General features: G+C 60.7%; 28 protein-coding genes. 12 read left to right on the top strand and 16 right to left on the bottom strand.

Going from position 1 to position 22856, the window contains the following annotated elements:
* Positions 1–52 precede the first annotated feature (52 nt).
* The 3 genes from FGE05_RS17810 to FGE05_RS17800 are packed head-to-tail and all read right to left on the bottom strand — an operon-like array spanning position 53 to position 1090.
* The gene (locus tag FGE05_RS17810; RefSeq protein ID WP_139646984.1) at positions 53–388 is read right to left on the bottom strand and encodes a hypothetical protein; all 336 of its coding nucleotides are present in this window, start codon (positions 386–388) and stop codon (positions 53–55) included.
* A complete protein-coding gene (locus FGE05_RS17805; RefSeq protein WP_139646982.1) occupies positions 385–774 on the bottom strand; it encodes a phage holin family protein in 390 nt (129 codons plus the stop codon). Before FGE05_RS17805 ends, FGE05_RS17810 begins: the two co-directional genes overlap by 4 nt.
* Position 775: 1 nt before the next feature.
* On the bottom strand, positions 776–1090 hold the full coding sequence (locus FGE05_RS17800) for a YqjD family protein (RefSeq protein ID WP_041020697.1): 315 nt from the start codon (positions 1088–1090) through the stop codon (positions 776–778).
* 348 nt (positions 1091–1438) lie between these two features.
* Here FGE05_RS17800 and FGE05_RS17795 point away from each other — a divergent pair, with 348 nt between their 5' ends.
* Positions 1439–2647, top strand: a complete 1209-nt coding sequence (locus FGE05_RS17795; protein ID WP_139646980.1) for an ammonium transporter — start codon at positions 1439–1441, stop codon at positions 2645–2647.
* A 4-nt stretch (positions 2648–2651) separates the two neighbouring features.
* Here the strand turns inward: FGE05_RS17795 and FGE05_RS17790 are convergent, their stop codons facing one another.
* Positions 2652–4364, bottom strand: a complete 1713-nt coding sequence (locus FGE05_RS17790) for a monovalent cation:proton antiporter-2 (CPA2) family protein (RefSeq protein WP_139646978.1) — start codon at positions 4362–4364, stop codon at positions 2652–2654.
* A gap of 178 nt (positions 4365–4542) precedes the next feature.
* Between FGE05_RS17790 and FGE05_RS17785 the strand changes: the two genes are divergently transcribed.
* The 3 genes from FGE05_RS17785 (at position 4543) to FGE05_RS17775 (ending at position 6160) form a co-directional block, all read left to right on the top strand.
* A complete protein-coding gene (locus tag FGE05_RS17785) occupies positions 4543–4788 on the top strand; it encodes a glutaredoxin family protein (RefSeq protein WP_041020700.1) in 246 nt (81 codons plus the stop codon).
* A 92-nt stretch (positions 4789–4880) separates the two neighbouring features.
* Positions 4881–5198, top strand: coding sequence for a transcriptional regulator (locus tag FGE05_RS17780; protein ID WP_041020701.1), 318 nt, complete (start codon positions 4881–4883; stop codon positions 5196–5198).
* Between the two features lie 71 nt (positions 5199–5269).
* Positions 5270–6160 (top strand): pseudouridine synthase, encoded by an 891-nt coding sequence (locus FGE05_RS17775; RefSeq protein ID WP_139646976.1) that lies wholly within the window; start codon positions 5270–5272, stop codon positions 6158–6160.
* A 79-nt stretch (positions 6161–6239) separates the two neighbouring features.
* Here FGE05_RS17775 and FGE05_RS17770 read toward each other — a convergent pair whose 3' ends face one another.
* Together FGE05_RS17770 and mobA are read right to left on the bottom strand one after the other, a co-directional pair.
* Positions 6240–6461 carry a YgdI/YgdR family lipoprotein gene (locus tag FGE05_RS17770; protein ID WP_041020703.1) on the bottom strand — a complete coding sequence of 74 codons (222 nt, stop codon included), beginning with the start codon at positions 6459–6461 and terminating at the stop codon, positions 6240–6242.
* Between the two features lie 231 nt (positions 6462–6692).
* Positions 6693–7289 carry a molybdenum cofactor guanylyltransferase MobA gene (gene mobA, locus FGE05_RS17765; protein WP_139646974.1) on the bottom strand — a complete coding sequence of 199 codons (597 nt, stop codon included), beginning with the start codon at positions 7287–7289 and terminating at the stop codon, positions 6693–6695.
* 78 nt (positions 7290–7367) lie between these two features.
* Here mobA and moaB point away from each other — a divergent pair, with 78 nt between their 5' ends.
* Positions 7368–7907, top strand: a complete 540-nt coding sequence (moaB, locus tag FGE05_RS17760) for a molybdenum cofactor biosynthesis protein B (RefSeq protein WP_047701515.1) — start codon at positions 7368–7370, stop codon at positions 7905–7907.
* A 22-nt stretch (positions 7908–7929) separates the two neighbouring features.
* Complete coding sequence (gene glp / locus FGE05_RS17755; RefSeq protein ID WP_176563022.1) at positions 7930–9117, top strand: gephyrin-like molybdotransferase Glp; 1188 nt, start codon at positions 7930–7932, stop codon at positions 9115–9117.
* Positions 9118–9268: 151 nt separating this feature from the next.
* Here glp and FGE05_RS30130 read toward each other — a convergent pair whose 3' ends face one another.
* Positions 9269–9577 (bottom strand): hypothetical protein, encoded by a 309-nt coding sequence (locus FGE05_RS30130; protein WP_231983244.1) that lies wholly within the window; start codon positions 9575–9577, stop codon positions 9269–9271.
* 348 nt (positions 9578–9925) lie between these two features.
* Between FGE05_RS30130 and yegS the strand changes: the two genes are divergently transcribed.
* Entirely contained in the window at positions 9926–10843 is a 918-nt protein-coding gene (gene yegS, locus FGE05_RS17745; RefSeq protein WP_139646970.1) for a lipid kinase YegS, read from the top strand.
* Here yegS and FGE05_RS17740 read toward each other — a convergent pair.
* The 3 genes from FGE05_RS17740 to FGE05_RS17730 form a co-directional block, all read right to left on the bottom strand.
* Positions 10827–11489, bottom strand: a complete 663-nt coding sequence (locus FGE05_RS17740) for a response regulator transcription factor (protein WP_139646968.1) — start codon at positions 11487–11489, stop codon at positions 10827–10829. The two genes, yegS and FGE05_RS17740, sit on opposite strands and share 17 nt — an antisense overlap.
* Positions 11486–12379 (bottom strand): sensor histidine kinase, encoded by an 894-nt coding sequence (locus FGE05_RS17735; RefSeq protein WP_139647308.1) that lies wholly within the window; start codon positions 12377–12379, stop codon positions 11486–11488. The genes FGE05_RS17740 and FGE05_RS17735 overlap by 4 nt, the downstream gene beginning before the upstream one ends.
* A 235-nt stretch (positions 12380–12614) precedes the next feature.
* Positions 12615–13085, bottom strand: a complete 471-nt coding sequence (locus tag FGE05_RS17730; protein ID WP_139646966.1) for a hypothetical protein — start codon at positions 13083–13085, stop codon at positions 12615–12617.
* A gap of 482 nt (positions 13086–13567) precedes the next feature.
* Here FGE05_RS17730 and FGE05_RS17725 point away from each other — a divergent pair, with 482 nt between their 5' ends.
* Complete coding sequence (locus tag FGE05_RS17725) at positions 13568–14491, top strand: chemotaxis protein CheV (protein WP_139646964.1); 924 nt, start codon at positions 13568–13570, stop codon at positions 14489–14491.
* Positions 14492–14561: 70 nt separating this feature from the next.
* The gene (locus FGE05_RS17720) at positions 14562–15371 is read left to right on the top strand and encodes an MOSC domain-containing protein (RefSeq protein WP_139646962.1); all 810 of its coding nucleotides are present in this window, start codon (positions 14562–14564) and stop codon (positions 15369–15371) included.
* Between the two features lie 116 nt (positions 15372–15487).
* On the opposite strand, the gene FGE05_RS17715 is transcribed toward FGE05_RS17720, so the two are convergent.
* Both FGE05_RS17715 and FGE05_RS17710 read right to left on the bottom strand, forming a co-directional pair.
* The gene (locus tag FGE05_RS17715; RefSeq protein ID WP_139646959.1) at positions 15488–15772 is read right to left on the bottom strand and encodes a pyrimidine/purine nucleoside phosphorylase; all 285 of its coding nucleotides are present in this window, start codon (positions 15770–15772) and stop codon (positions 15488–15490) included.
* 82 nt (positions 15773–15854) lie between these two features.
* Complete coding sequence (locus tag FGE05_RS17710; RefSeq protein WP_139646957.1) at positions 15855–16397, bottom strand: exonuclease domain-containing protein; 543 nt, start codon at positions 16395–16397, stop codon at positions 15855–15857.
* Positions 16398–16566: 169 nt separating this feature from the next.
* On the opposite strand from FGE05_RS17710, the gene FGE05_RS17705 reads away from it, so the two are divergent.
* Complete coding sequence (locus FGE05_RS17705; RefSeq protein WP_139646955.1) at positions 16567–17193, top strand: TetR/AcrR family transcriptional regulator; 627 nt, start codon at positions 16567–16569, stop codon at positions 17191–17193.
* A 114-nt stretch (positions 17194–17307) separates the two neighbouring features.
* Complete coding sequence (locus FGE05_RS17700; protein ID WP_139646953.1) at positions 17308–18084, top strand: ABC transporter substrate-binding protein; 777 nt, start codon at positions 17308–17310, stop codon at positions 18082–18084.
* A gap of 41 nt (positions 18085–18125) precedes the next feature.
* On the opposite strand, the gene FGE05_RS17695 is transcribed toward FGE05_RS17700, so the two are convergent.
* Positions 18126–18410, bottom strand: a complete 285-nt coding sequence (locus FGE05_RS17695; protein ID WP_139646951.1) for a hypothetical protein — start codon at positions 18408–18410, stop codon at positions 18126–18128.
* Between the two features lie 175 nt (positions 18411–18585).
* Between FGE05_RS17695 and FGE05_RS17690 the strand changes: the two genes are divergently transcribed.
* The gene (locus tag FGE05_RS17690; RefSeq protein WP_139646949.1) at positions 18586–19392 is read left to right on the top strand and encodes an alpha/beta fold hydrolase; all 807 of its coding nucleotides are present in this window, start codon (positions 18586–18588) and stop codon (positions 19390–19392) included.
* A 99-nt stretch (positions 19393–19491) separates the two neighbouring features.
* Here the strand turns inward: FGE05_RS17690 and dsbG are convergent, their stop codons facing one another.
* The 3 genes from dsbG to dsbD are packed head-to-tail and all read right to left on the bottom strand — an operon-like array spanning position 19492 to position 22831.
* Entirely contained in the window at positions 19492–20259 is a 768-nt protein-coding gene (gene dsbG, locus FGE05_RS17685) for a thiol:disulfide interchange protein DsbG (RefSeq protein WP_139646947.1), read from the bottom strand.
* Positions 20235–21104, bottom strand: a complete 870-nt coding sequence (locus tag FGE05_RS17680; protein WP_139646945.1) for a TlpA disulfide reductase family protein — start codon at positions 21102–21104, stop codon at positions 20235–20237. Before FGE05_RS17680 ends, dsbG begins: the two co-directional genes overlap by 25 nt.
* Positions 21104–22831 carry a protein-disulfide reductase DsbD gene (gene dsbD / locus FGE05_RS17675; protein WP_139646943.1) on the bottom strand — a complete coding sequence of 576 codons (1728 nt, stop codon included), beginning with the start codon at positions 22829–22831 and terminating at the stop codon, positions 21104–21106. Before dsbD ends, FGE05_RS17680 begins: the two co-directional genes overlap by 1 nt.
* Positions 22832–22856 lie beyond the last annotated feature (25 nt).

Below are 22856 nucleotides of genomic sequence, written 5' to 3'. Positions count from 1 at the left end.
TTGAGATAGAAATGCCCTAGCTTCCCGGTTCGTGAAGCGTCCCGCAAGCCCGTCAGGGCTTGCGTACGTTGCGGGCCAGTTTGATCAGCGGCACCAGGGTCGTTGCCAGTCGGATCAGGCGAATCAGGCCGCCGCTGCGTCCGCTGCGGGTCCGCTTGCCACCGATGAAGCCGAGCAAGGACACGGCTGCCATACCCCAGAGTGGCGCATGCTTGATGCCGAAGCCTTCGTGCCAGCTCTGGCCAAGGCCACGCATCCGCTGCAGCGGTTGCAACAGCTGGCGCGTTTCCTGACGGATTTCCTGGCGATGCATTTCCATGCGCAGGCGCACCAGTGCCTTGCGCATTTCCTGGCGGGTCCGGGCTTGAGGGATGTCGGGAAGGCTCATGGCAGCAGGCGCTCCCGGTCGTTGTTCAGTTCTTCGAGTGTGGCGTGGAAGGGTGTCGATTCATCGTAGATCGCTGCCCTGAGTCGAAGGCCGCAGAACAATGCCGCCAACAGATAGAACAGGCACAGGCCGATGATGCCCGCGAGGCGATAGGTGTCCCACACCAGGATCAGCACCAGGGTCGAGAGCCCTACCAGGAGCAGCAAGGCAAACACCAGCGCCAGGCCGGCGAACAACAGGAGGCTGACAGTCCGGGCTTTCTGTTCCTGCAGTTCCATGCCGAACAGTTCAACGTGGCTGTGCAGCAGCCCGAGAAACGCCGCGCCAAGGCGGCGCGCTGAAGAGGCTGTGCCCGATTCGGACGAGCCGGAGTCGTTGATATCCATATCAGCGCCGTGTCGCCAGCAGGCCGATCAGAAAGCCCACCCCAGCGGCGATGCCGACGGACTGCCAAGGATTGGCCTGTACGTATTCCTCGGTAGCGATGACTGCGGCCTGGCCGCGTTCGCGCATGGAATCTTCGGTCAGCTTGAGGGTGTCGCGGGCGCGCAGGAGCGTTTCGTGGATCTGGCTGCGCAGCTCATCGGCCTGGTCGCCCGCCAGTGTCGCGGTGTGGTCCAGTAGCCGTTCGGTGTCGCTGACCAGCGTCTGAAAGTCTTCCATAAGGATTTCTTGAGCAGTCTTTGCCTGGGTTCTGGCCATGGGTGAGTCTCCGTAAATGACGTCTGAAGCGTTCGAGTATGAGCCTTGCCGGAAGGTTCAGTGAAAGTGACTGGTACAACTTTTGCTCGGTTTTGGCCCAAGGTTCTGCCATGTACTGGTGCGTCGTCCCGCGCTACTGCGCTGAAGCTGGGCGCAGCCCGCAAAACCTTAACCCAAATAATCAAAACCCGCGAAGCACCCCGCAGCGGAACGTCGCATTGCCATTTTTAACGCACCAAAGCGGTTCGTTGGCCTCCGGCCAGTAAGCGAACTGTTTCAACTTGGTGCGTTGACAGGTGGGGCGAACCGCTTCGGTGCTTCTTCAACTTTTTCAGGTCTGCCAACACCATGGAAAATATGCAAAGTGCCGTGGACAATCTGGTCCACAGCTCCAACACCCTGTTCATCCTGCTCGGTGCGGTCATGGTCCTGGCCATGCATGCCGGCTTTGCGTTCCTGGAAGTTGGAACTGTCCGGCAAAAAAACCAGGTCAACGCGCTGTCGAAAATCCTCAGCGATTTTGCCGTCTCGACCCTGGCCTATTTCTTCATAGGTTACTGGATTTCCTACGGCGTGACGTTCCTGCAGCCGGCCGCAGTGCTGAGCACCGATCATGGCTACAGCCTGGTGAAGTTCTTTTTCCTGCTGACCTTCGCTGCCGCCATCCCGGCGATCATCTCCGGCGGTATTGCCGAACGTGCACGTTTTGCGCCGCAGCTGTGCGCCACGGTGTTGATCGTGGCATTCGTGTACCCCTTCTTCGAAGGCGTGGTCTGGAATGGTAATTTCGGCCTGCAAGCCTGGTTGCAGACTCGCTTTGGTGCCGGTTTCCACGATTTTGCCGGCTCCGTGGTGGTACATGCCATGGGTGGCTGGCTGGCGCTGGCGGCCGTGCTTCTGCTCGGGCCTCGTAACGGCCGTTACCGGGAGGGGCGCCTGGTAGCGTTCGCGCCATCGAGCATTCCATTCCTGGCCTTGGGTTCGTGGATCCTGATTGTCGGCTGGTTCGGTTTCAACGTGATGAGCGCCCAGACCCTGCCAGGGGTGAGCGGATTGGTGGCGGTCAATTCGTTGATGGCCATGGTCGGCGGTACCGTGGCGGCATTGCTCGTTGGACGCAACGACCCAGGCTTCCTGCACAACGGTCCGCTGGCCGGGCTGGTGGCGGTCTGTGCCGGTTCCGACCTGATGCACCCGGTAGGCGCGCTGGCGACCGGTGCCATTGCGGGCGCCTTGTTCGTCTGGTGTTTCACCGCGGCCCAGGGTAAGTGGAAAATCGACGACGTGCTCGGTGTCTGGCCCTTGCATGGCTTGTGTGGCGTCTGGGGTGGCATTGCTTGCGGCATCTTTGGCCAGGACGCCCTGGGCGGCCTGGGTGGGGTCAGCCTGGTCAGCCAACTGATCGGCACTGCCCTGGGCATTGTCATCGCATTGGCCGGCGGGTTCGCGGTCTACGGCGTGATCAAGGGGCTGTTGGGGCTGCGCTTGTCTCAGGAAGAAGAGTATTACGGCGCTGACCTGTCGATTCACAAGATCGGTGCGGTCAGCCAGGACTGAGTCGTCACGCGTCCTTGTCCTGGTTACCGGGATAAAAACCATGTAACAGGCGATAGCGATCGTGACGGACCTGATCCACGTGCTGTCGGACCTCTTGTTCCGGCAGCCCGAGCATGATCAGGGCGTGGGAGGCCAGCATCAGGCTCGACTCCAGCAGTTCCGGGACCACTTCGCTGGCCCCGGCGGCCTGCAACTCGGCCAGTTGACTGTCGTCGCGGGTGCGCACCAGGATCGGGACCTGCGGGTTGACCCGCCGGGCCGCCCTGAGCACGGTCAAGGCGATGTCGGTCTTGTCGACCGCGATCACCAGTAATCGTGCGCGGCTCAGCCCCACGGCGGCCAGCAGGTCTCCTCGTCTCGAATCCCCGTAATGCACACTGCTTTCCCCGACGGTGGCTTCCTGGATGATGACCGGGTCATCGTCCAGGGCGACGAAAGCCTGGCCTTCCCGACGCAGAAACCGTCCGATGGACTGGCCGACGCGTCCGTATCCACAAATGACGACGTGATCCGAGAGGCCCGCGTTCAGCGCGTTGATCTGGTCCAGTTGCGCTGCTTCGTTGGGTTTGCGATGCAGGCGTGCGGCTATGGTGGGTGCGGCCCGCAGCAAGAGTGGCGTGAGCAGCATTGAACAGAACGTCGCCGCCAGCAGCAGGCCACCGATGTCGGCGGGCATGAGGCGGTTCTGTTGCATCAGTGCCATCAAGGCAAAACAGAATTCGCCGCCCTGGGCCAGGGCCAGGCCGCTGCGCCAGGCGGTTTCACCGTCGCTGCCGTGCCATTTCACCAGGATGGCGACCACGCAGCCCTTGATGAGCATCAGTCCCAGGGTCAACCCGAGGATCAGCAAGCCGTCATCGACGAACAGTTGCAGGTCGATCAGCATGCCGATGCTGACGAAGAACAACCCCAGCAGGATGTCGCGGAACGGGCGGATATCGGCTTCGATCTGGTGGCGGTAATGACTTTCCCCCAGCAGCATGCCCGCCAGGAATGCCCCCAGGGCCGGTGAGAGGCCCAGTAGATGGGTCAGCCAGGCGGTCAGCAACACGATCACCAAGGCCAGCAGCACGAACAATTCGGCGGAGCGAGAGGCGGCGACTTCATGGAACAGGCGTGGCAGCAGCAGGCGGCTGGCCAGCAGCAACCCACCGAACAGGACCAGCGTCTTGCCCAGTGTCAGGGGCAAGGCCCAATACCACGCCTGCGAACTGCCGCCGGCGAACACCGGTACCAGGGTCAGCAACAGCACCGCGACAACGTCCTGGAACAGCAGCACGCCAATGGCGTTCTGCCCGTGGCTGCTGAAGATTTCCCCAAGGCTGGTCAGCTCCTTGCTGACAATGGCAGTCGACGACAGCGCCAGTCCGGCCCCGAGCAGCAACGCGGCCAATACCGGCGCGCCGCAGAGTACCAGCAGCACGCCCAGGAGCGCTCCCGAACACACCACCTGGAGGCTGCCGAGGCCGAACACCACCCGGCGCAGGTCGAGCATCCTGGACAGGGAGAATTCCAGCCCCAACGAAAACAACAGGAACACCACCCCGAGCTCGGCCAGGTCCGGCAGTTCTTCGCTGTCATTCACCCAGTCCAGGGCGGTAGGGCCTATGGCCAACCCGACGCACAGGTAGCCCAACACCGGTGGCAGGTGCAATCGCCTGAACAGGGCGATGACCACCAGTGACGAGGCGAGAATGATCAGCAGGTTGGCAAACAAGGGACACTCCGTTTCAAGGCTTGGTACACAGCGTAGAAGGGGAAAGCTGACCAGGGTTGTCGAAAAGGCATTTGTGTTCAGTGATTTGCATCAGCGTTTTGCTGATGCGGAGACCCGACTCGACGGTTTTCGAGGGCGCGCCTAGAATGACCGTCTATCTCTTATGGGTCTACCAGCCATGCTTCCTGAATGCCAACTGTTCGGTACCGTGGGTTGTCATCTCTGTGAGATCGCTGAGGGTGTGCTGATGCCTTTCGTTGACCATGGCTTGCTCGTAGAGCTGGTGGATATCGGTGATGGTCCGGAGAGCGAGGCGTTGATCGACACCTATGGACTGCGCATCCCGGTGCTGCGCCGGGTCGATACCGGTGTCGAACTTGACTGGCCTTTTGACGCCGATCAGGTAGTCGCCTTCCTGCGCTGACACCCTTCCGTTCATCGTGTCCCCACGTCGCCATTGGCGAAAAGGCTGCATTCGGTTACTGTATGTTCATACAGCTATCTGGAGTGCACCCCTTGGTCAATGTCGAACAATTGAAGAACAGCGTGAACAGGATGTCCGTAGACGTTGTCCGCGAAGCCGTCCTGGAACTGCGCCTGGACGGGTTGGTGACCGAAGGCAAGACACCCTTCAACAAATTGCATTTCAACACCTGTTTCGCTGAGATCGAAGCGCTGTTCCAGCGTGCCGGCTATCACAAGCAACTGGATGTGGTGGGTTATCAGGGGCTGTTGTATGCGTTGTACGACCCAGGTCGCTGGGAGGCGGTGGAGGTGCTGCGTTGGTTGAAGGAGTTCACCGAGGCGGCAGCAGTGGCCTCTGTTCCGGCGTGAGGTAATCATTGCTGGGCTGGCTGGTGCGACTGTCGGATAATGTGGCCCCGCAAAATGTTCAAGAGTGTCCGATGTCCGGTTCATCGTTTACCGCTGCACACCATCAGGCCAGCACGTTGTACCTGCCCCCCGGTTCCTGGCAGACCGTGCTGGAATGCCTGTGCGAGCATTTCAGCGCCATCAGCCGCGAGCAGTGGCTGGATCGGATTGCCCGGGGCCGGGTTCTGGATGCTGAGGGCAAGGCGATTCCTGTCGATTTGCCGTACCGTGAAGGCTTGCGCATTCATTATTTTCGCGAAGTACCCGACGAGAAGCCGATCCCGGTCGTGGAGTCGATCCTGTACGCGGACGAGCATCTGGTGGTGGCGGACAAACCGCATTTCCTGCCTGTCACTCCGGCGGGGGAATATGTCGAGCAAACCCTGTTGCGACGGCTGATCCGGCGGCTGGACAATCCTCATCTGGTGCCCTTGCACCGGATTGACCGGCACACGGCCGGTCTGGTGCTGTTTTCGGCCAACCCCCAGAGCCGATCGGCTTACCAGTCATTGTTTCCAACGCGACAGATAGAGAAACGCTACCAGGCCATTGCCCGTGCGTTGCCTCAGCTGACCTTTCCGCGAGTGCATAGAAGCCGGATGATCGATGGCGACCCGTTCTTCAGGATGCAGGAAGGACCGGGCGAACCGAATACCGAAACGGCCATCGAAATCCTGGAAAGGAATGGCGAGCTATGGCGCTACGGCCTGTCTCCGGTCACCGGCAAGAAGCATCAGTTACGGGTTCATATGAATGCCCTGGGGGCGGGAATCTGCAACGACCCGTTCTACCCTGGCGTGCTCAGGGATGCAGAGGATGATTACGCCAATCCCCTTAAACTGCTGGCTCAGGGGTTGCGTTTCATTGATCCGGTCACGGGTGAGGAGCGCATGTTCGAGAGCGGTATTACGCTGCAGTGGTAATTTCGGCTTTCCAGCCGCCAACAAAAAGCCCGCAATGTTGCATTGCGGGCTTTTCTGTATCGGGTTGCGGCGTCAGAGCTTACAGATCTTTAACGGTGCGAACCTGATCCTTGTTCACGCGGGTATGTTTGCCGTCCAGTTGTTCGAACTCGTAGAAGCCAGTGTCTTCATCGTACTTTGGGGTGTCGACGGCCTGGATTTCGCGACCGTCATTCAAGGTAATCACTGTAGGCGATGCGCACCCGGCAAGAGTGGCGAGGCCCAGTGCGAGCATGAAAGTGGCGAGGGTCCGTTGTGTCATGGTGTTTCTCCGAAAATGAATTCTTCAGGTTACTGACCTTCAGACGTATACATTGCACGCAAGTTCCTGGCTAGTGGCCTGTACGGTTAATTCGAGTACTCGAATTCGAGTGCCAGGGCTTGCCGGGCAAGGCGCTATGACGAGTCGTAGCCCCGCTACGGCGAGGAATGGCAACGCAGGCTGGCAAGTCCTGGCGCCGAAGTTGAGTAAACGAATTAGCCACACAGGCCACTAGTGGCCTTTATGTCGCGTCAACAGTTCCGGCGTGTTCAGGTTCGCCAAGCGGGGATCGTCGGCCGGGCATTGCAGTGCGACGGCCTGCAGCGTGCGCATGATGCGGCCGGGGCTGCGTTCGCCTTCGCTCCAGGCCTTTTCGAAAGCCGTTGCCAACGCCAGTGGAATGATGCACAGCAGCGGCTCCCAATGTTCGCCGTGGCGCACCATCAGCGGTACATGGGGATGCTGGCTGGCCATCGTGCGCATGCTGTCGAGCAGGCTGGCATCGATCTGCGGTACATCGCATGGCAGCACCAGCAAATACGGATGCCTTGCCGCCTTGAGGCCGGCCCGGATGCCTGCCAGGGGGCCGGGATAATCACCTTCATCGTCATGCACCAAACGATCGGCATACCGTGCGTAACGTTCAGGGTTGCGGTTGCAGGAGATGATCAGGTCATCGCTCAATGCGCGGGTCTTGCGATGAAGATGGGCGATCAGCGGCTCGCCCTGCCATTCCACCAAACCCTTGTCCTGCCCACCCATGCGTTGTCCACGGCCACCGGCCAGCAGCAGGATGGAGCAAGATGGCAGGGCAGTATTCGAGGTCATGGTGTGTCTCCGCACAGGCGAAAAAATGAAGCGCTGTGATATAACACCGGGCTGTTTCCCCTACAACTGGACGAGCCTATGAAAGCCAAGGCTGATGTACCTTTCGTGCCGCTCAATATCGCGGTGCTGACTGTCAGTGATACCCGTACCCTGGAAACCGACACATCCGGACAGGTCTTCGTCGATCGACTCGGCGCGGCCGGGCATAACCTGGCGGCGCGGGTCCTGCTCAAAGATGATCTGTACAAGATTCGGGCACAAGTGGCGACCTGGATTGCCGATGAGGTGGTGCAGGTGGTGCTGATCACCGGTGGCACCGGCTTTACCGGGCGTGACAGCACCCCGGAAGCGGTCGCGTGCCTGCTGGACAAGCAGGTCGACGGTTTCGGTGAGTTGTTCCGGCAGATTTCCGTGGCGGACATCGGCACCTCCACCGTTCAGTCTCGAGCACTGGCGGGCCTGGCCAACGGCACGCTGGTGTGCTGTTTGCCGGGGTCTACCAACGCAGTGCGCACCGGCTGGGACGGGATTCTCGCTGAGCAGCTGGATGCGCGGCACCGCCCCTGTAACTTCGTGGCCCATTTGAAACAGGCGGCTCCTTGTGAATCCCGTGGGTAAACCTGGCAAGACCGGCGCCCTGATGGCTGTGGAAGTTGCATTGGAGCAACTGCTCGCCATGGCGGCAGCCACGCCGGTGACCCAGCGTGAGCGCCTGCCGCTGGCTGAGGCACAGGGGCGGGTGCTGGCGCAGGATCTGGTGTCGACCCTGGATCTGCCACCGTGGCCCAACAGCGCCATGGACGGTTATGCGTTGCGGCTGGCTGACTGGAAGGGTGAACCGCTGGTGGTCAGCCAGCGGATCTTTGCCGGACAGGCTCCGCAACCGCTGGCTGCTGGGACCTGCGCGCGGATTTTCACGGGAGCACCCGTTCCCGCTGGGGCCGACTGCGTGGAAATGCAGGAAAACGTCCTGGTTGAAAGCGACCAGCGAGTGCGGTTTACCGAGCCCTTGGCCAGTGGACAGAACATCCGTCCTCAAGGACAGGAAACCACCGTTGGCGAACAGGTGCTGGCTGCCGGCACTCGCTTGGGACCGATCGAACTGGGCCTGGCCGCATCCCTGGGTTGTGCATCCCTGGACGTGATTCGCAAGGTCCGGGTTGCGGTCCTGTCCACGGGGGATGAACTGGTGGAGCCTGGCCAGCCGCTGGGCCCCGGCCAGATCTATAACAGCAACCGTGTGCTGCTCTGCGGTTGGCTGCAGCGCCTGGGTTGTGAAGTGCTCGACGCAGGTATCCTGCCGGACGACTTGCCGACTACCCGGGCCCGCTTGGCCCAGCTGTCGGATGTTGATCTGATCCTGTCCACCGGTGGTGTATCGGTCGGGGAAGCCGACTTCCTGGGCGTCGTGCTGCGCGAGGAGGGTGAGCTGACACTCTGGAAGCTCGCCATCAAACCCGGGAAGCCGCTAACGGTTGGGCACTTCCGCGGCGTGCCGGTCATAGGCTTGCCTGGTAATCCTGCCTCGACACTGGTGACTTTTGCGTTGCTGGCCAGGCCCTACCTGTTGCGACGCCAAGGCGTTCAATCGGTGGCGCCGCTCAGGTTCAAGGTGCCGGCGGGGTTTGTCTGGGCCAAGCCTGGCAGTCGGCGAGAATACCTGCGAGGTCGCATGGAAAACGGCCGGGCAATCATCTACCGGAATCAGAGCTCCGGTGTGCTGCGCAGTGCGGCGTGGGCCGAAGGGCTGGTCGAAGTGCTCGAAGGGCAGACGCTGGTCGAGGGCGACGAAATCAGCTTCATCCCCTTGAGCGAGCTCCTGGATTAGTGGTCTGTCTCGCAGATACAGGTTTTTCTGACGGCCGTTTTCACGGCAACGAACGTCATCAGAAATAAACAGTATTTGTGAGACGGAACACCACCTCTGCAGGCGCTGTACTCCAACCCAAGTCGATGTTCGAGTGTGGTGTCCATCGCCTTTATCGCGACAGCAGCATCACCAGTTGATCGAAACGGCTGTTCGCGATCCAGCCCAGGAGGCCGACGATCACCGCCGCCGCACCGGCCGAATAGGCCAGTCTGTGTCGGATCACCTTCACATCGGTGCGGATTTCATCCATGTCTCGACGGATGTACTTAAGGTGGGTTTCCAGTTCAACGACGCGCGGTTCCAAATCAATTCCTCCAACGGGATTACTGCAACTTTTGCATTCGTTCTGAGCATCGGTCCGCTCGCCTCCGATAGGTGCGAATTGACGAGGCGACAGCTTGTATTCATGGCTATGCATGGGACGCTTCATCCCTTTGGCCATAACTGTTCGAACCACTGATCCGTCCCTTGCGGGCCGTGACGTATCCATCCATGGGTTAGCACTTCCTTGTGTAATAAGTGTTTTTATCGGTCCAGCACAACAGAATGCCAAGGTGTCTCAATACTGCTGGAGGGTCAATTGAGCTGATTCGCCAAGTCTTGTAAGAAAACTCTTTGAGTGCAGCGGCATCGCTCCGATGGGGCGCTGGCCGTTTATCCGTGGACCGGGTAGCGGCTTTTCTTGTGAAAAAATTGACGCGGCAAGGGCTTTTTCAGCCGAATGCGCGGTCCCAATCCCTGGAACCTTCCAATGACGGAGATCGGGATGAGCAAAGGCAAGGCGCTATTGATTCTGCATGGCAAGCAAGCGCTCAACGAAGAGGTTCGCGCCGCAGTGATGCTCAGGCGCAAGCAGGGTTGGGACCTGGCGGTACGACTGACCTGGGAGGCGGGCGATGCCCGACGGTGTGTCGAAGAGGCGCTGGAGGCCGGTTATACGCGACTGATCGCCGGTGGCGGTGACGGAACCTTGCGTGATATCGCCGAAGCGATGGCCCTCGACTCCAGCGATGCCAGTCTGGTGTTGCTGCCCCTGGGAACTGCCAATGATTTTGCCCGGGCGGTCGGGGTCCCGCTGGAACCGGATCGAGCCCTGGATCTGCTGGACGTTGAGCCGCACCCCATCGATCTGGGAGAGGTCGGCGGACGGATCTTCCTCAACATGGCCACGGGCGGCTTCGGCAGCCAGGTCACTGCGAATACCTCTGAAGAGCTTAAAAAGGTGTTGGGGGGAGCCGCTTACCTGTTCACCGGACTCACGCGCTTCAGTGAGCTGAGTGCGGCCTATGGCGAGTTGCAGGGGCCGGGGTTCAGTTGGCGGGGCGATCTCCTGGCGTTGGGCATTGGTAATGGCCGGCAGGCCGGAGGAGGCCATGAGTTGTGTCCCCAGGCATTGGTCGATGACGGATTGCTGGACATCAGTATCCTGCCCGCCCCCCAGGAGGTGGTCAGTACGCTAAAGGACTTGCTGGCTGGTGGCCTGGGCATCGACAACATGTTCGTGCGGGCACGCTTGCCATGGGTGGAAATCAAGGTTGCCCAGGGCCTGGACATCAATCTGGATGGCGAACCCTTGCAGGTCGACAGCCTGCGGTTTACGGTGCGTCCGAAGGCGCTGCGTGTCCATTTGCCGCCCGATTCGCCTTTGCTGGCGGCCTCGGCGGCGCTCAATCGTCCAGGCTGATGATCTGCTCTCGCACCGCGAAAAGCACTAGTCCGGCCACGTCATGGATCTGCAGGCGCTTCATGATCTGGGCCCGGTGGGTTTCCACGGTCTTGATGCTCAGGCTCAGGCCGTTGGCAATTTCGCGGGTGGATTTGCCACGCACGATCAGCCGCAGGATTTCCAGCTGGCGTGCCGTCAGATTGTGGGTCTGGGCCGGAGAAGGTTGGTGCTTCTGCTGGGTACGGGTCAGGGCCTGGTTGATCACCGTATGGGCGATGGCGGGGCTCAAGTAATGCTCGTCGTTGCGTAATGCGTTCAGGGCGTGTTCCAGCTCGGTGGCTGTCGTGTCCTTGAGCAGATACCCATGGGCACCGGATTCCAGCGCCTGCATGATCAGCGCCGGATCGGTGTGCATCGACAGGATCAGCACCTTGCTGCGTGGCCGTACCTGCTTGAGCTCGCGCAGGGCATCCAGGCCGCTGGTGTTCTTCATGGAAATATCCAGCAGCACGATATCGGGATCCAGCCGTTCGACCAGCGCCGGTAGCTGCGCGCCGTCGCTGGCTTCACCGATGACGGCATAGCCGGGTAGGTCCATGATCAGTGCGCGCACGCCAGCGCGGATCAGTGAGTGGTCGTCTACCAGAAGCAAATTACAAGTCAATGGAGAACCTTATTTTTACTGGCCCGTGCCAGGGCGCGAGGTGCCCAGGGGAAACGGGCTTCGATGTGCGTGCCTTTGCCGGCTTCACTGATGACTTTCAGCGTGCCGCCCAACTGCTCGACTCGCTCCGACATGCCGGCCATGCCGCGTTGTCCTTCGCGGGCGGGGTGGGGCGCGGGGACAAATCCATGACCGTCATCGTGGATCAGCAAGAGCAAGCCCTCGGGCAGGCGTTGCAGGCGCACCAGCAGATTATTCGCTTGGGCATGGCGCAAGACGTTGGTGACCGCTTCCTGGGTGATTCGAAAGGCGGCGACTGACATTTCCTCCGGGATGCCCGTCATGCGCTGCTGGCAGTCGAGGCTCCATTTTATCGAGGTATTGGCCAATGTCTTGAGCAGGTGCGCACGCAGGCTGGCTTCAAGCCCGAGGCTGGTCAACTGCCTCGGGTTGAGAATGGCCGAAACGTCGCGGACTTTATCGAGGGTTTCGTCCAGGGTTTCGCAGAGGATCGAGCACTGCGCTTGCAATTCGTCCGGCACCCGGCGCTTGAGCCATTCGCTCTGCAGTTTCGCCGCCGTCAGAAGCTGGCCAATGTCGTCATGCAATTCGCGACTGAGTCGATGGCGTTCGTTTTCCTGAACTTCGAGCAACCGGTCGGCCAACTCCTCGGGTTGGAACTTGATGGACTTTCGCGACAGCTGGTACCGGACCCAGACACAGGCCAGGGCCGCGATGTTCAACATCAGCAAGCTCAATGGCAACGCACGGGCAAACAGATAGGTCAGCAGGCAGCCGAGGGTCGAGCAGGTGCACAGAAACAGTGTGAACCGGCGGGCGTTTTCTCGGGAAGGTGGCCAGGTGATGAATGACTTGAGGCTGGCGTACATGACGGATGGAGCCAATGAATGTTCGCTGCGGGCGAGCCGGTCAGCACATGGGACGGCCCGGGTCGGTAAATGGTTCAGGTCGAGGTTGGCTTCAGATCGACGGCATTTCTTGCCGCTGTTTTGAAGCGTCTGACGCGAGACATAGTACCACTTCATCCATGGTTGGTCGCGCTCGGCATGGCGTATTGAAAGCGCCGTGGAGCAGGCGCGTCGAGCTGGGCCGGCATCGTCGGTATCACGCTTGTTTCTGTGAATAGGTAAGCAGGCTCAGCGGAGGTGCTGCGGTCAATATCTCGCAGGGATTCTGGCCCACCTGGAGTGCAAATGCTTCGATCAACGAGGTCTGCTCGCTGTTGTCCAGGCCGAGCTGGCCGGTGGTAGGGTCGACCAGTTCAAGTTGCCATGCCATCAGCGTGAAGCAATCCTTCAACGCCTCCAGGGCTTGATCATGCAATTCCATGTGGTGTTGTGCATGGCTGAGCAGGCCATGGATATGCAGCGAAAACTCCGAAACGGTTTCCAGCGCCAAGGCATTGGCCTTGTTTGCCAACTTCAGCAGGGTGCTGAGCATGCAATCGATCGCGTCCTTGTCGTTGTTGATCAACTGCAGGTGGCTCAGGCATTCCTCCGACTTGGCCAACAGTGTCTCGGCTTCGGTCAGGAACTCGGGAAAGCGCTGGAGCCAATTCTTACGATCGTTTGGCATGCTTATCTCCACAACATCATGTCAGGCGAAAGGAGACCGCTTGAGGCGAACGACGGAACCGAGCGGTCGGCAACGAACGAACCTGCGTCGTTGCGCCCTTGCCTTGGGTAAGGACGAGCCTGCAAGCAATTGCACTGGCGGGATCGGCCGAAAGGCTGGAAGTCCGATGTCCTGCGGTCGCGCACAAAGGCCTGACTCCGTTCAGCAATGAGAATGGCGTCACATTAATGGCTATTGGATAGCGGGAATATCAGGTTGGACCTGATTGTGCCTAGGGGAATCCCTTAGGCAGGGGAACTTTGTGCGCAAAACGAGGTCGCGCAGCGGAGCAAACCGGTGGAATTAGGAGGTGAACGCAGTAAAGCATGATGTTAAGGTGATATCAATCCTTCGCGCAGGTATTTCTGGCAGGGGTCAAGATCCGGTCTGGGCGGCCGATAGCTGTTCTATTGGATTCATCCGAACAATCCCAGGAGTCATCGATGGCCAGCATTCTCGACACAGTAGATCAACGAACCCAGCTAGTGGGTGAGAATCGCCTGGAAATTCTAATGTTTCGCCTGGCGGGCCGGCAATTGTTCGCCATTAACGTGTTTAAGGTCCAGGAGGTGTTGCAACTGCCCAAGTTGACCCTGATGCCGCAGCGTCATCCATTTGTCTGTGGCGTGGTCAACCTGCGGGGCCAGACGTTGCCGGTGATCGATCTGTCCCAGGCTATCGGCATGCGTCCATTGGTGCCGGGGGCCAATAGCACCATTATCGTGACTGAATACAATCGCTCGGTTCAGGCGTTCTTGGTGGGTGGTGTGGACCGCATCGTCAACATGAACTGGGAAGCGATCATGCCACCCCCGGGCAGTGCTGGCCGTGAACACTACCTGACCGCCATCAGCAAGGTGGACGATCAGTTGGTGGAAATCATCGACGTGGAAAAAGTCCTTGCCGAAATCGTGCCTTACAACGCCAAGGTTTCCCGGGACAAGCTCGAGGATCCGGTGCTGGAACGTGCCCGTGGGCGCGAAGTGCTGCTGGTGGACGACTCCAAAGTCGCGCTCTCGCAACTGCGCGACACACTCGGGCAGTTGGGCATAAAGATGCACGTTGCCGGTGACGGCTTGAAGGCCCTGAACATGCTCAAGGCCTGGGCCGACAGTGGTGAGGTGATGACCGACAAATTGCTGATGATCTTCACCGACGCGGAAATGCCGGAAATGGACGGCTACCGCCTGACCACCGAAATCCGCAACGACCCGCGTTTGCGTGGGCTCTACGTGGTATTGCACACCTCGCTGTCCGGCAGCTTCAACGACTCGATGGTCAAGAAGGTCGGTTGTGACAACTTCCTCTCCAAATTCCAGCCGGACAAACTGGTCGATGTGGTGCGCCAGCGACTGATGCTCGACTGAAACTGATCGTGGTTTGCTTCGATGGCTGGCTCGTATATGGTGGCGTTTTTCCATCGTCCGGGAGCTGACCATGTTGCGTCTGAGCGCGCTGTACCGTTATCCGTTGAAGTCCGGCAAGGGCCAGTCTTTGCAGGAGATTGGCCTGGACAAGCTCGGCTTGGACGGTGACCGGCGCTGGATGCTGGTGGATGAAGCCAGTGGGCGATTCCTGACCCAGCGGGCCGTGGCGAAGATGAGCCAGCTCTCGGCACTGTGGAACGAGGCGGGTGGCCTGACCCTCAGCGCGCCGGGCTACGGCAGCATCGATGTGCCGCTGCCCTCTGCCCAAGAAGAGCAACGCCGTGGGGTGATCATCTGGCGCGATACCCTGCGTGTGCCGGATGCCGGTGACGAGGCGGGGGCCTGGGTCAGCGAATTCATCGGCAATGCCACCCGCCTGGTACATGTGCCGGTGGAGCTGGCGCGCACCACGGCAGCCGGTTATGGCAAGGACGACGACAAGGTTGCTTTCGCCGACGGATTCCCGTTGCTACTGATTGGCCAGGCCTCGTTGCAGGATCTGTCGAGTCGGGTCGGTCGCCCGATGGAGATGTTGCGCTTTCGTCCCAACCTGGTGGTCGAAGGCAGCCAGGCGTTTGCCGAGGATGGGTGGAAGCGCATCCGTATCGGCGATGTGGAGTTCCGGGTGGTCAAACCCTGCTCGCGTTGCATCATGACCACGGTGGACCCGCAGACTGGCGAGCGCGATCCGAGCCGCGAGCCTTTCGCCACTTTGCAGCAGTATCGTTCGACACCGGACGGTCCGATGTTCGGTCAGAACCTGGTCAATGACAGCAATGGCCAGCTTGAAGTCGGCATGCCGGTTGAAGTGCTCGAGTAAATCCTGCGCAGCCCTCTGTAGGAGCTGCCGAAGGCTGCGATCTTTTGATTATCGGTCTTTCGCTAAAGACTCAACTGCCTGGGACAAGATCGCAGCCTCGTTGCACTCGACAGCTCCTACGCGCGGTATTCACACAGGTAGGCCGTGTCCACCGCCACCTTGAGCTGGAACTTGCTGTCGGCCGGTACATTGAACCGGCTGCCGGCCGCGAAGGTTTCCCATTCGGTGCTGCCGGGCAGTTTCACGGTCAGGGCGCCGGACACAACGTGCATGATTTCCCGCTGGGCCGTGCCGAATTCGTATTCGCCCGGCGCCATGACGCCGATGGTCGCAGGGCCTTCAGCCGTGCCGAAAGCGATCGACTTGACGGTGCCGTCGAAGTACTCGTTGACTTTGAACATGGGCGATTCCTCGAAAAAAGGGCTGAAAAAGGCCGGCCAGTATGCACAAGGCTTCAACACTCGTCATCTGTGGCGGGACAGATCAGTCCGCCAGCACCAGGGGCAATAACCTTGCCGTGTTGCGCGCATCTTCCAGGGCGCGGTGCTGTTGACCGGAAAACTGCAGGCCGGCCAGTTGCAGCGCCCCGTTAAGCCCCAGCGGCCGCTCGAGTCGACGGGCCTTGGCAAAGCGTTGCTTGAGGTTCATGTGGGGCACGCGGGCGAGAACACTGTGTAACTGTTGCTGCTGCCATTCCTGGAGCAACTGCTTGCGGTCGTAGTCACCCCAACTGACCCAGCCACCCAGGTTCGCGTGGTAGGGCGCCAGCCAGTGTTCGAATGCAGGCCAGACCTCCGAGATGGGCGCTGCGCTGTCGATATTGGCTTGGGTAATGTGCGTCAGCTCGCGGCAAAAGGGCGTGAGCAGCGGGCGTCTCAGGGGGCGTACGAAACGCTGGAAGTGATCCAGCTCGCGCCCGTCACGGTTCACCAGCGTGGCACCGATCTCGATAATTTCCATTTCGGCTACCGGCCAGCCACCTTCATCGGTGGTGGCCTCCAGATCAATTACCAGCCATTGAGGCATCGCGGGCTTCCCGGTATCGGCGTGCAGATGGCTTTGAGCGTAGTCAAACGCGTTACGTTCGCCTAGGGGGGGTGGACTGATTCGTGCACGTAACTTCTGCCCGAGCGCTTGCTTGGGTGGCCGGCTCAGCTTAAATTGCCGACGCCACGACGATTGCGGGAGAGAATGGGTGGACGAGCGAAAAGCCCTGACGGTGATGCATGAGCTGGTTGGTCTCGGACAATTGACCGACCCGGACAGTGCTCGCGGCAAACTGCTCCAGACCGCCGCCCACCTGTTCCGCAACAAAGGCTTCGAACGCACCACGGTGCGCGACTTGGCAAGCGCCGTGGGTATTCAATCCGGCAGCATTTTCCACCACTTCAAAAGCAAGGACGAGATCCTGCGGGCGGTGATGGAAGAAACCATCCGCTACAACACCGCCTTGATGCGCGCGGCGCTGGCCGAGGCGGGCGACGTGCGTGAACGGGTGCTCGCGCTGATCCGCTGCGAATTGCAGTCGATCATGGGGGGCACCGGCGAGGCGATGGCGGTACTGGTCTACGAGTGGCGCTCGCTGTCCCAGGAGGGGCAACGGCAAGTATTGGCCTTGCGGGATATTTACGAAGACTTGTGGCTCGAGGTATTGGGCCAGGCCAAGGAGGCCGGGTATATTCGCGGGGACGTGTTCATTACCCGGCGTTTTCTCACTGGCGCGTTGTCCTGGACCACCACCTGGTTTCGTGCCGAGGGCAGCCTGAGCCTCGACCAGTTGGCCGAGCAAGCGCTGATCCTGGTGCTGGAAGAAAAACAATAATCGTACGGCTTCTTTAAGTGGTCGTGGAGCTGGCTAAGTGGCTGAAACCGCCTAGCTTGAATGTATGGATGGACTTTTGGGGGAGTGGTGGCCTTGATGTTTTCGCCGAAGGGTATGAGCTTGCGTGTTTTGCTCGCTGCACTGGCTGTCTTTCTGATGATGCCGGTCTCGGCGGCGCAACTGGTCAGGATCGGAGCCGCGCATTTCCCGCCTTATACCGTGCGCCCCGAGAACGGCGCCGACACCGGCCTGCTGCCGCAGTTGGTCGAAGCCCTGAATCACTCCCAGACCGATTATCAGTTCGAACTGGTACCCACGTCGATTCCACGCCGTTTCAATGATTTCAAACAAGGCCGGGTCGATATGGCGATCTTCGAGAACCCCGACTGGGGCTGGAAGGATGTACCTCATACCGCAGTGGACATGGGGCTTGAGGATGCGGAAGTCTTCGTCACCCAGCGCCAGCCGGATCGCCAGCAGAGCTATTTCGCCGACCTCAGGGGCAAGCGCCTGGCCCTGTTCAGCGGCTACCACTACGCCTTTGCCGAGTTCAACGCCGACCCCAAGTTCCTGGTTGGGCAGTACAACGCCACGCTGACGTACTCCCACGACAGCAACCTGTTGATGGTATTGCGGGGGCGTGCGGACATCGCCCTGGTGACCCGTTCGTACCTGAACGATTACATACTGCGCAATCCTGAGGTCGGCCCCCAGTTGTTGGTGTCCGAGCGTATCGATCAGGTTTACCACCACTATGCCCTGATTCGGCCGCAGGCGCCGATCACCAGTGAAGTGTTTGGACAGTTGCTGCAGAAGCTTCGGGATAACGGTCAACTGCTGGCGATTTTCAAGCCTTACCAGATCGCGCTGGTGCCATCACACGTTCATTGACCGCAGTCTCAGGGGCTCCTTGCTCACGCCTGGCGATGGCTTCAGGCCGGCGAATCGGCGCGATAAAGCGAGCAGCATTTTTCAGGCTGATTGAAAAAGACATCACCGGGTGCAAACGCGCCGATTTTCTGGAAGGTGTCATTGACCGCATCCATCAAGCCGAACTGTTCCTGTGTCTGCGTGTGGCTACACGCAGCCAGTAGCGCTTCAAAAAAGAGCAGCTTTGCTTTGGCTCTTTGTCCGGACGCCCGGTCTGTGTTGACAGCTTTCGGTCTCAGGAGGTCGATCTGCTCCTGAGCAAAAGCTTCGAGCTCGACTTTTGTCATGGTTGGGTCTCCACCGATTGTTGTGAAACCTCACGCTATCGCCGGCAACCGAGTCGGTCTACTGTCAGACCTTACAGGTGCCTGTCGCAAATCCGATGGCCTCGGCGATTGACGGCTTGGCTTACAGCACGTCAGTCTGGCCAGGTTTTTTCACGCGCAAACAAGGAGGTCATCGATGCCCTTTGCAACTCTTGACGGACAACCTCTTCATTATCTGGACCAGGGCCACGGCCCGGTGGTGATACTGGGCAGCAGCTATTTGTGGGACCACGGCATGTGGGCGCCGCAGATCGAGGCATTGTCGCGGCATTACCGGGTGATCGCCCCGGACCTGTGGGGCCATGGTCAATCCGGACGTTTGCCCGAGGGCATGAGTTCCTTGGACGACCTGGCTCGCCAGGTCCTGGGGTTGATGGATCATCTGGACATCGATCGCTTCAGTCTGGTGGGGCTTTCGGTGGGCGGGATGTGGGGCGCGCGGCTGGCGTTGACGGCGCCGAAACGGCTCCAGGCGCTGGTGTTGATGGACACTTATGTGGGCGTCGAACCGGAGCCAACGCGGCTGTATTACTTCTCGTTGTTCGACAAGATCGAAGCCAGCGGCAGCATTCCCGAACCGTTGCTGGATATTGTCGTGCCGATCTTCTTCCGGCCTGGCATCGATCCGCAGTCGCCGCTGTACCGGCAATTTCGCGCGACACTGGCCGCGCTGCCGGCCGATCGTCTGCGCGACAGCATCGTGCCGTTGGGACGGATCATTTTTGGCCGGGACGATATCCTGCCGCGCCTGGGTGAGCTGGATGCCAGCAGCACCTGGGTGATGTGCGGTGACCAGGACAAGCCGCGGCCACCCTCCGAGTCTCTGGAAATGGCCGAGTTGATCGGTTGTCCCCATGTGCTGATTCCGGAGGCGGGGCACATTTCCAATCTGGAGAATCCGGGGTTCGTTACCGAGGCATTGCTTGAGTTTTTGCGTAGCTGACCCTGCGCAATCGCGAGCAGGCTCGCTCCCACAGAGGTCCGGTTTCAGCAGGCCAATGTGGGAGCGAGCCTGCTCGCGAAGGGGGCGGCTCGATCCACATCACTTCGGTCCGAGAATCTTCACCAGCTTGTCCGGTGATGGGGCGCCTTGCTGCTGTTGCAGCTCGCCTTTGTCATCCAGGTAGAAAATCGCCGGGGTGGCGGACAGCTCCAGTTCGTCCATCAACTGCTGGTTGGCGTCGAGCTTGGCCTGAACGGCGGGCGGTATGTCCTTGAGGGGCTTGAGCGTACTGCCCTTGCCGGATTTCTCATGGTCTTCCAGGGCTTTTTGCGGGTCCTTGGCCGCCAGCAGCGCGGCGGATTTCCCGGGACTGTCTTCGCGGATGATGCCCACCATGATGTGACGCAACTGCACCTTGCCGGCCTTGACCCATGGCCGGGCCTGTTCCCAGAACATGTTGCAGTACGGGCAGTTGGGGTCACTGAACAGGTACACGGTGCGCGGTGCGTCCTTGTTGCCGTCGGCGATCCAGTTGCTCGCCTCCATTTTTGCCCAGATTTCCTTCGCCATTGGTGCATAGACCAGTTTTTGCAGCGGCTCGGCGCTCAGGTCCTTGCCGTCGGCGTCATACAGGTTGCCGAGCAGGACATGCTGGCCGTCCGGGGTCAGGTACAGCGCCATGCCGCGGTTCTGGTATTGCGCCGCGTAGCCGCGTAGCCCATCCGGTGCCTCGAAGGTGCCGACGATCTTCGCGCCCTTGGCTTCGATTTTCTGGATGGCTGCCGGCAGTTCTTCGGCCTGTAGCAGCGGCGCTTGCAACAGCGCCGTGGCGACGGCCAGGGTCAGCAGGTGGCGGAGGCGAGGCATGGCTGTTTCCTTGTGGCGGGGTGGGATGCCGTGGTTGAACCCGGCGTTTCGAAGTTTTCCAGGGCTCGGGCCAGGCTTGCCTCCGACAGTTCACCCAGATGACTGCCCAGCAGACGGCCGTCGGCGCTATAGAACAGCGTCGTCGGCAGCGCCATGGAACCCACGGCCTGGCCGAGGCTACCGCTGCCGTCGAACAAGATGTTGTCCAGGCTCAGGCCCTGGGTAGCGAGGTAGGTGCTGACGCTCTGCATGCTTTCGGCCTGGTTGACGAACAGGAAGGTCAGGTCCGGACGCTGTTGTTGGGCTTCTTCCAGCACCGGCATTTCACGCCGGCAGGGCGGGCACCAGGTGGCCCAGAGATTGATTACCAGGGGGCCGCCCTGATAATCGGTGAGTTTCACGGTCTGTCCGTTGGCGTCGCGCAGGTCGATGTCCGGCAATCGGGTGCCCTGTTCATAGATCGTCAGCGCCATCGTCGCCACCAGCCAGAACAGCAGGCCGCTGCCGACGCCAAAACCCAATGGCCGGCGCAGGGCCGGTCGACGTCGGGCCCACAGCAATGTCCCGATTACCAATGCCACAACGCCTGGCCAGGCCAGGAAGCCGCCGTCGCGCAAGTCGACGATCTGCCATGGATCGTTCTGGTAATGGCTCCAATAGGCGACGACAAAGCTGATCCGCGCGGCCAGGAGCCCCAGCAGGAACAGCATGAACAGCACCGACTCAGGGTTCTCGCCACCGCGCTTGGCCACCCGCCAGCCCACGAAGGTCGCCAGCGCCAGGGCACTGATCAGCAGCAGGTGGTTAAGGGCAATGGCAAAGGTGCCCAGGGTGAGCGTCAGCATCAGTTCGCGTCCCGGGTGCTGTTCCAGCGCTCCAGGAAGCCCTTGGCATCGATTTCCCCGGTGATGCGCTGGCTGCGGCGCTCTTCACCGTCGGCGCCGATCCACAGCAGGCTCGGCGGCCCGGGTACCTGATAGCGGCTCAGCAGTTCGCGGCTGGCGGCGTTGTCAGCGGTCACGTCGAGGCGCAGCAGGCGGACGTCCGCCAAGGCGTTCAGCACTTCGGCGCGGCCGAACACCTGTTTTTCCATGATTTTGCAGGACACGCACCAGTCGGCGTAATAGTCCACGAGCACCCACTGCCCATGGGCCTTGGCCGCATCCAGTTCCCGTTGCAGGACGGCAGGCTCGCTGATCGTGATGAAGGCGTCGTGGGCGCTGACGCTCGCGCTGCCCTGGGCACCGGTGTAGATCTTCAGGGGCTGGAGGAAATCGTCGCTGCCACCGGCAGCACCCACCAGCAGCGCGCTGCCCCACAGGCCAAACAGCAGTGACGCGCTGCCGCAGGCATAGGCCATGCGGCCGAACCCTTCGGTCTGGCGCCAGGCGCTGTAGGCGGCGATCAACAACAGCACACCCCACAGTGCGATCCACAGCGAGCCGTCGATGACTGGACGAATCATCAGCAGCGCGGTGCCCAGGAACAGGAAGCCGAACATACCCTTGACCAGGTCCATCCAGGCGCCGGGTTTGGGCAGGAAGCGGTTGCCCACGGTTACCAGCAACAACAGTGGCAGGCCGATGCCAATGCCCATCGCAAACAGGATAAGGCCGCCGTGCAGCGCGTTACCGCTCTGGGCGATGTACAGCAACGCGCCAGCCAGCGGGGCGGTCATGCAGGGACCTACCAGCAGGCCGGACAGTGCGCCGAGAACTCCGGCGCCCACCAGGCTGCCGCCGCGGCGCTGACGCCCGGCATTCTCCAGGCGGTCGCGCAAGGTGGGCGGCAGTTGCAATTCGAAGAAACCGAACATGGGCAGCGCCAGCACCACGAACACCGCGGCGAAGGTGCCCAGCAGCCATGGCTGTTGCAGCAAGGCCTGCAGGTTGGCGCCCAGCAGTGCGGCAAGCACGCCCATGGCGGCGTATACCAGGGCCATGCTGATCACGTAGCTGCCCGCCAAAGCCAGGCCGCGTCGAGGCCCGGCACCGCTGCCGACGACCAGCCCGGCAAGGATCGGCAGCATCGGCAGGGAACACGGCGTGAACGCCAGCAGCAGACCCAGGCCGAAGAACACCAGCAGGCTCCAGCCCAACGCCCGTTGTTGCAGGCCGCTGGCCAGGGCCTGGTCCGGCGCTTCGCCTTTGGCCACCGCAGGGGAACCACCGCCCAGGTCGACCACCTGGGTCTGGGGTGGGTAGCACAGTCCTGCGTCGGCACAGCCTTGGAAGCCCACTTTGATCTTGCCGGTGGCGCCCGCCGGAATTTTCAACTCCAGTGCTTGGCGATAGACCTGTTGGTCGCCGAAAAACTCATCGCTGTGGGCTTCTCCCGCCGGGAGCTTCGGTTTCTGCGCGTCGGCAAGGCCATCGAATTTGAGTCGCTTCTGATAGAGATAGTACCCATCGGCGATCTGCCAGAAGAGCTGGGTCTCACCGGAATCCAGGCGTTCGGACGTAAACACGAAGGCCTTTTCCACCGGCAGGAAATCGGGTTTGGTTTCGAAGGGATTGGCGGCCTGGGCCAGGCCCGAAATCAACAGCAGCCACAGCAAAAGCAATCGACGCATGGATAAAGCCTTAGAACGAAGCAAG

Origin of the sequence: Pseudomonas sp. ICMP22404 (assembly GCF_006227205.1) — a bacterium.
GTDB lineage: Bacteria > Pseudomonadota > Gammaproteobacteria > Pseudomonadales > Pseudomonadaceae > Aquipseudomonas.
Note: the sequence above shows the minus strand (reverse complement) of the source record. Positions and strands in the feature narration are given on the sequence as shown.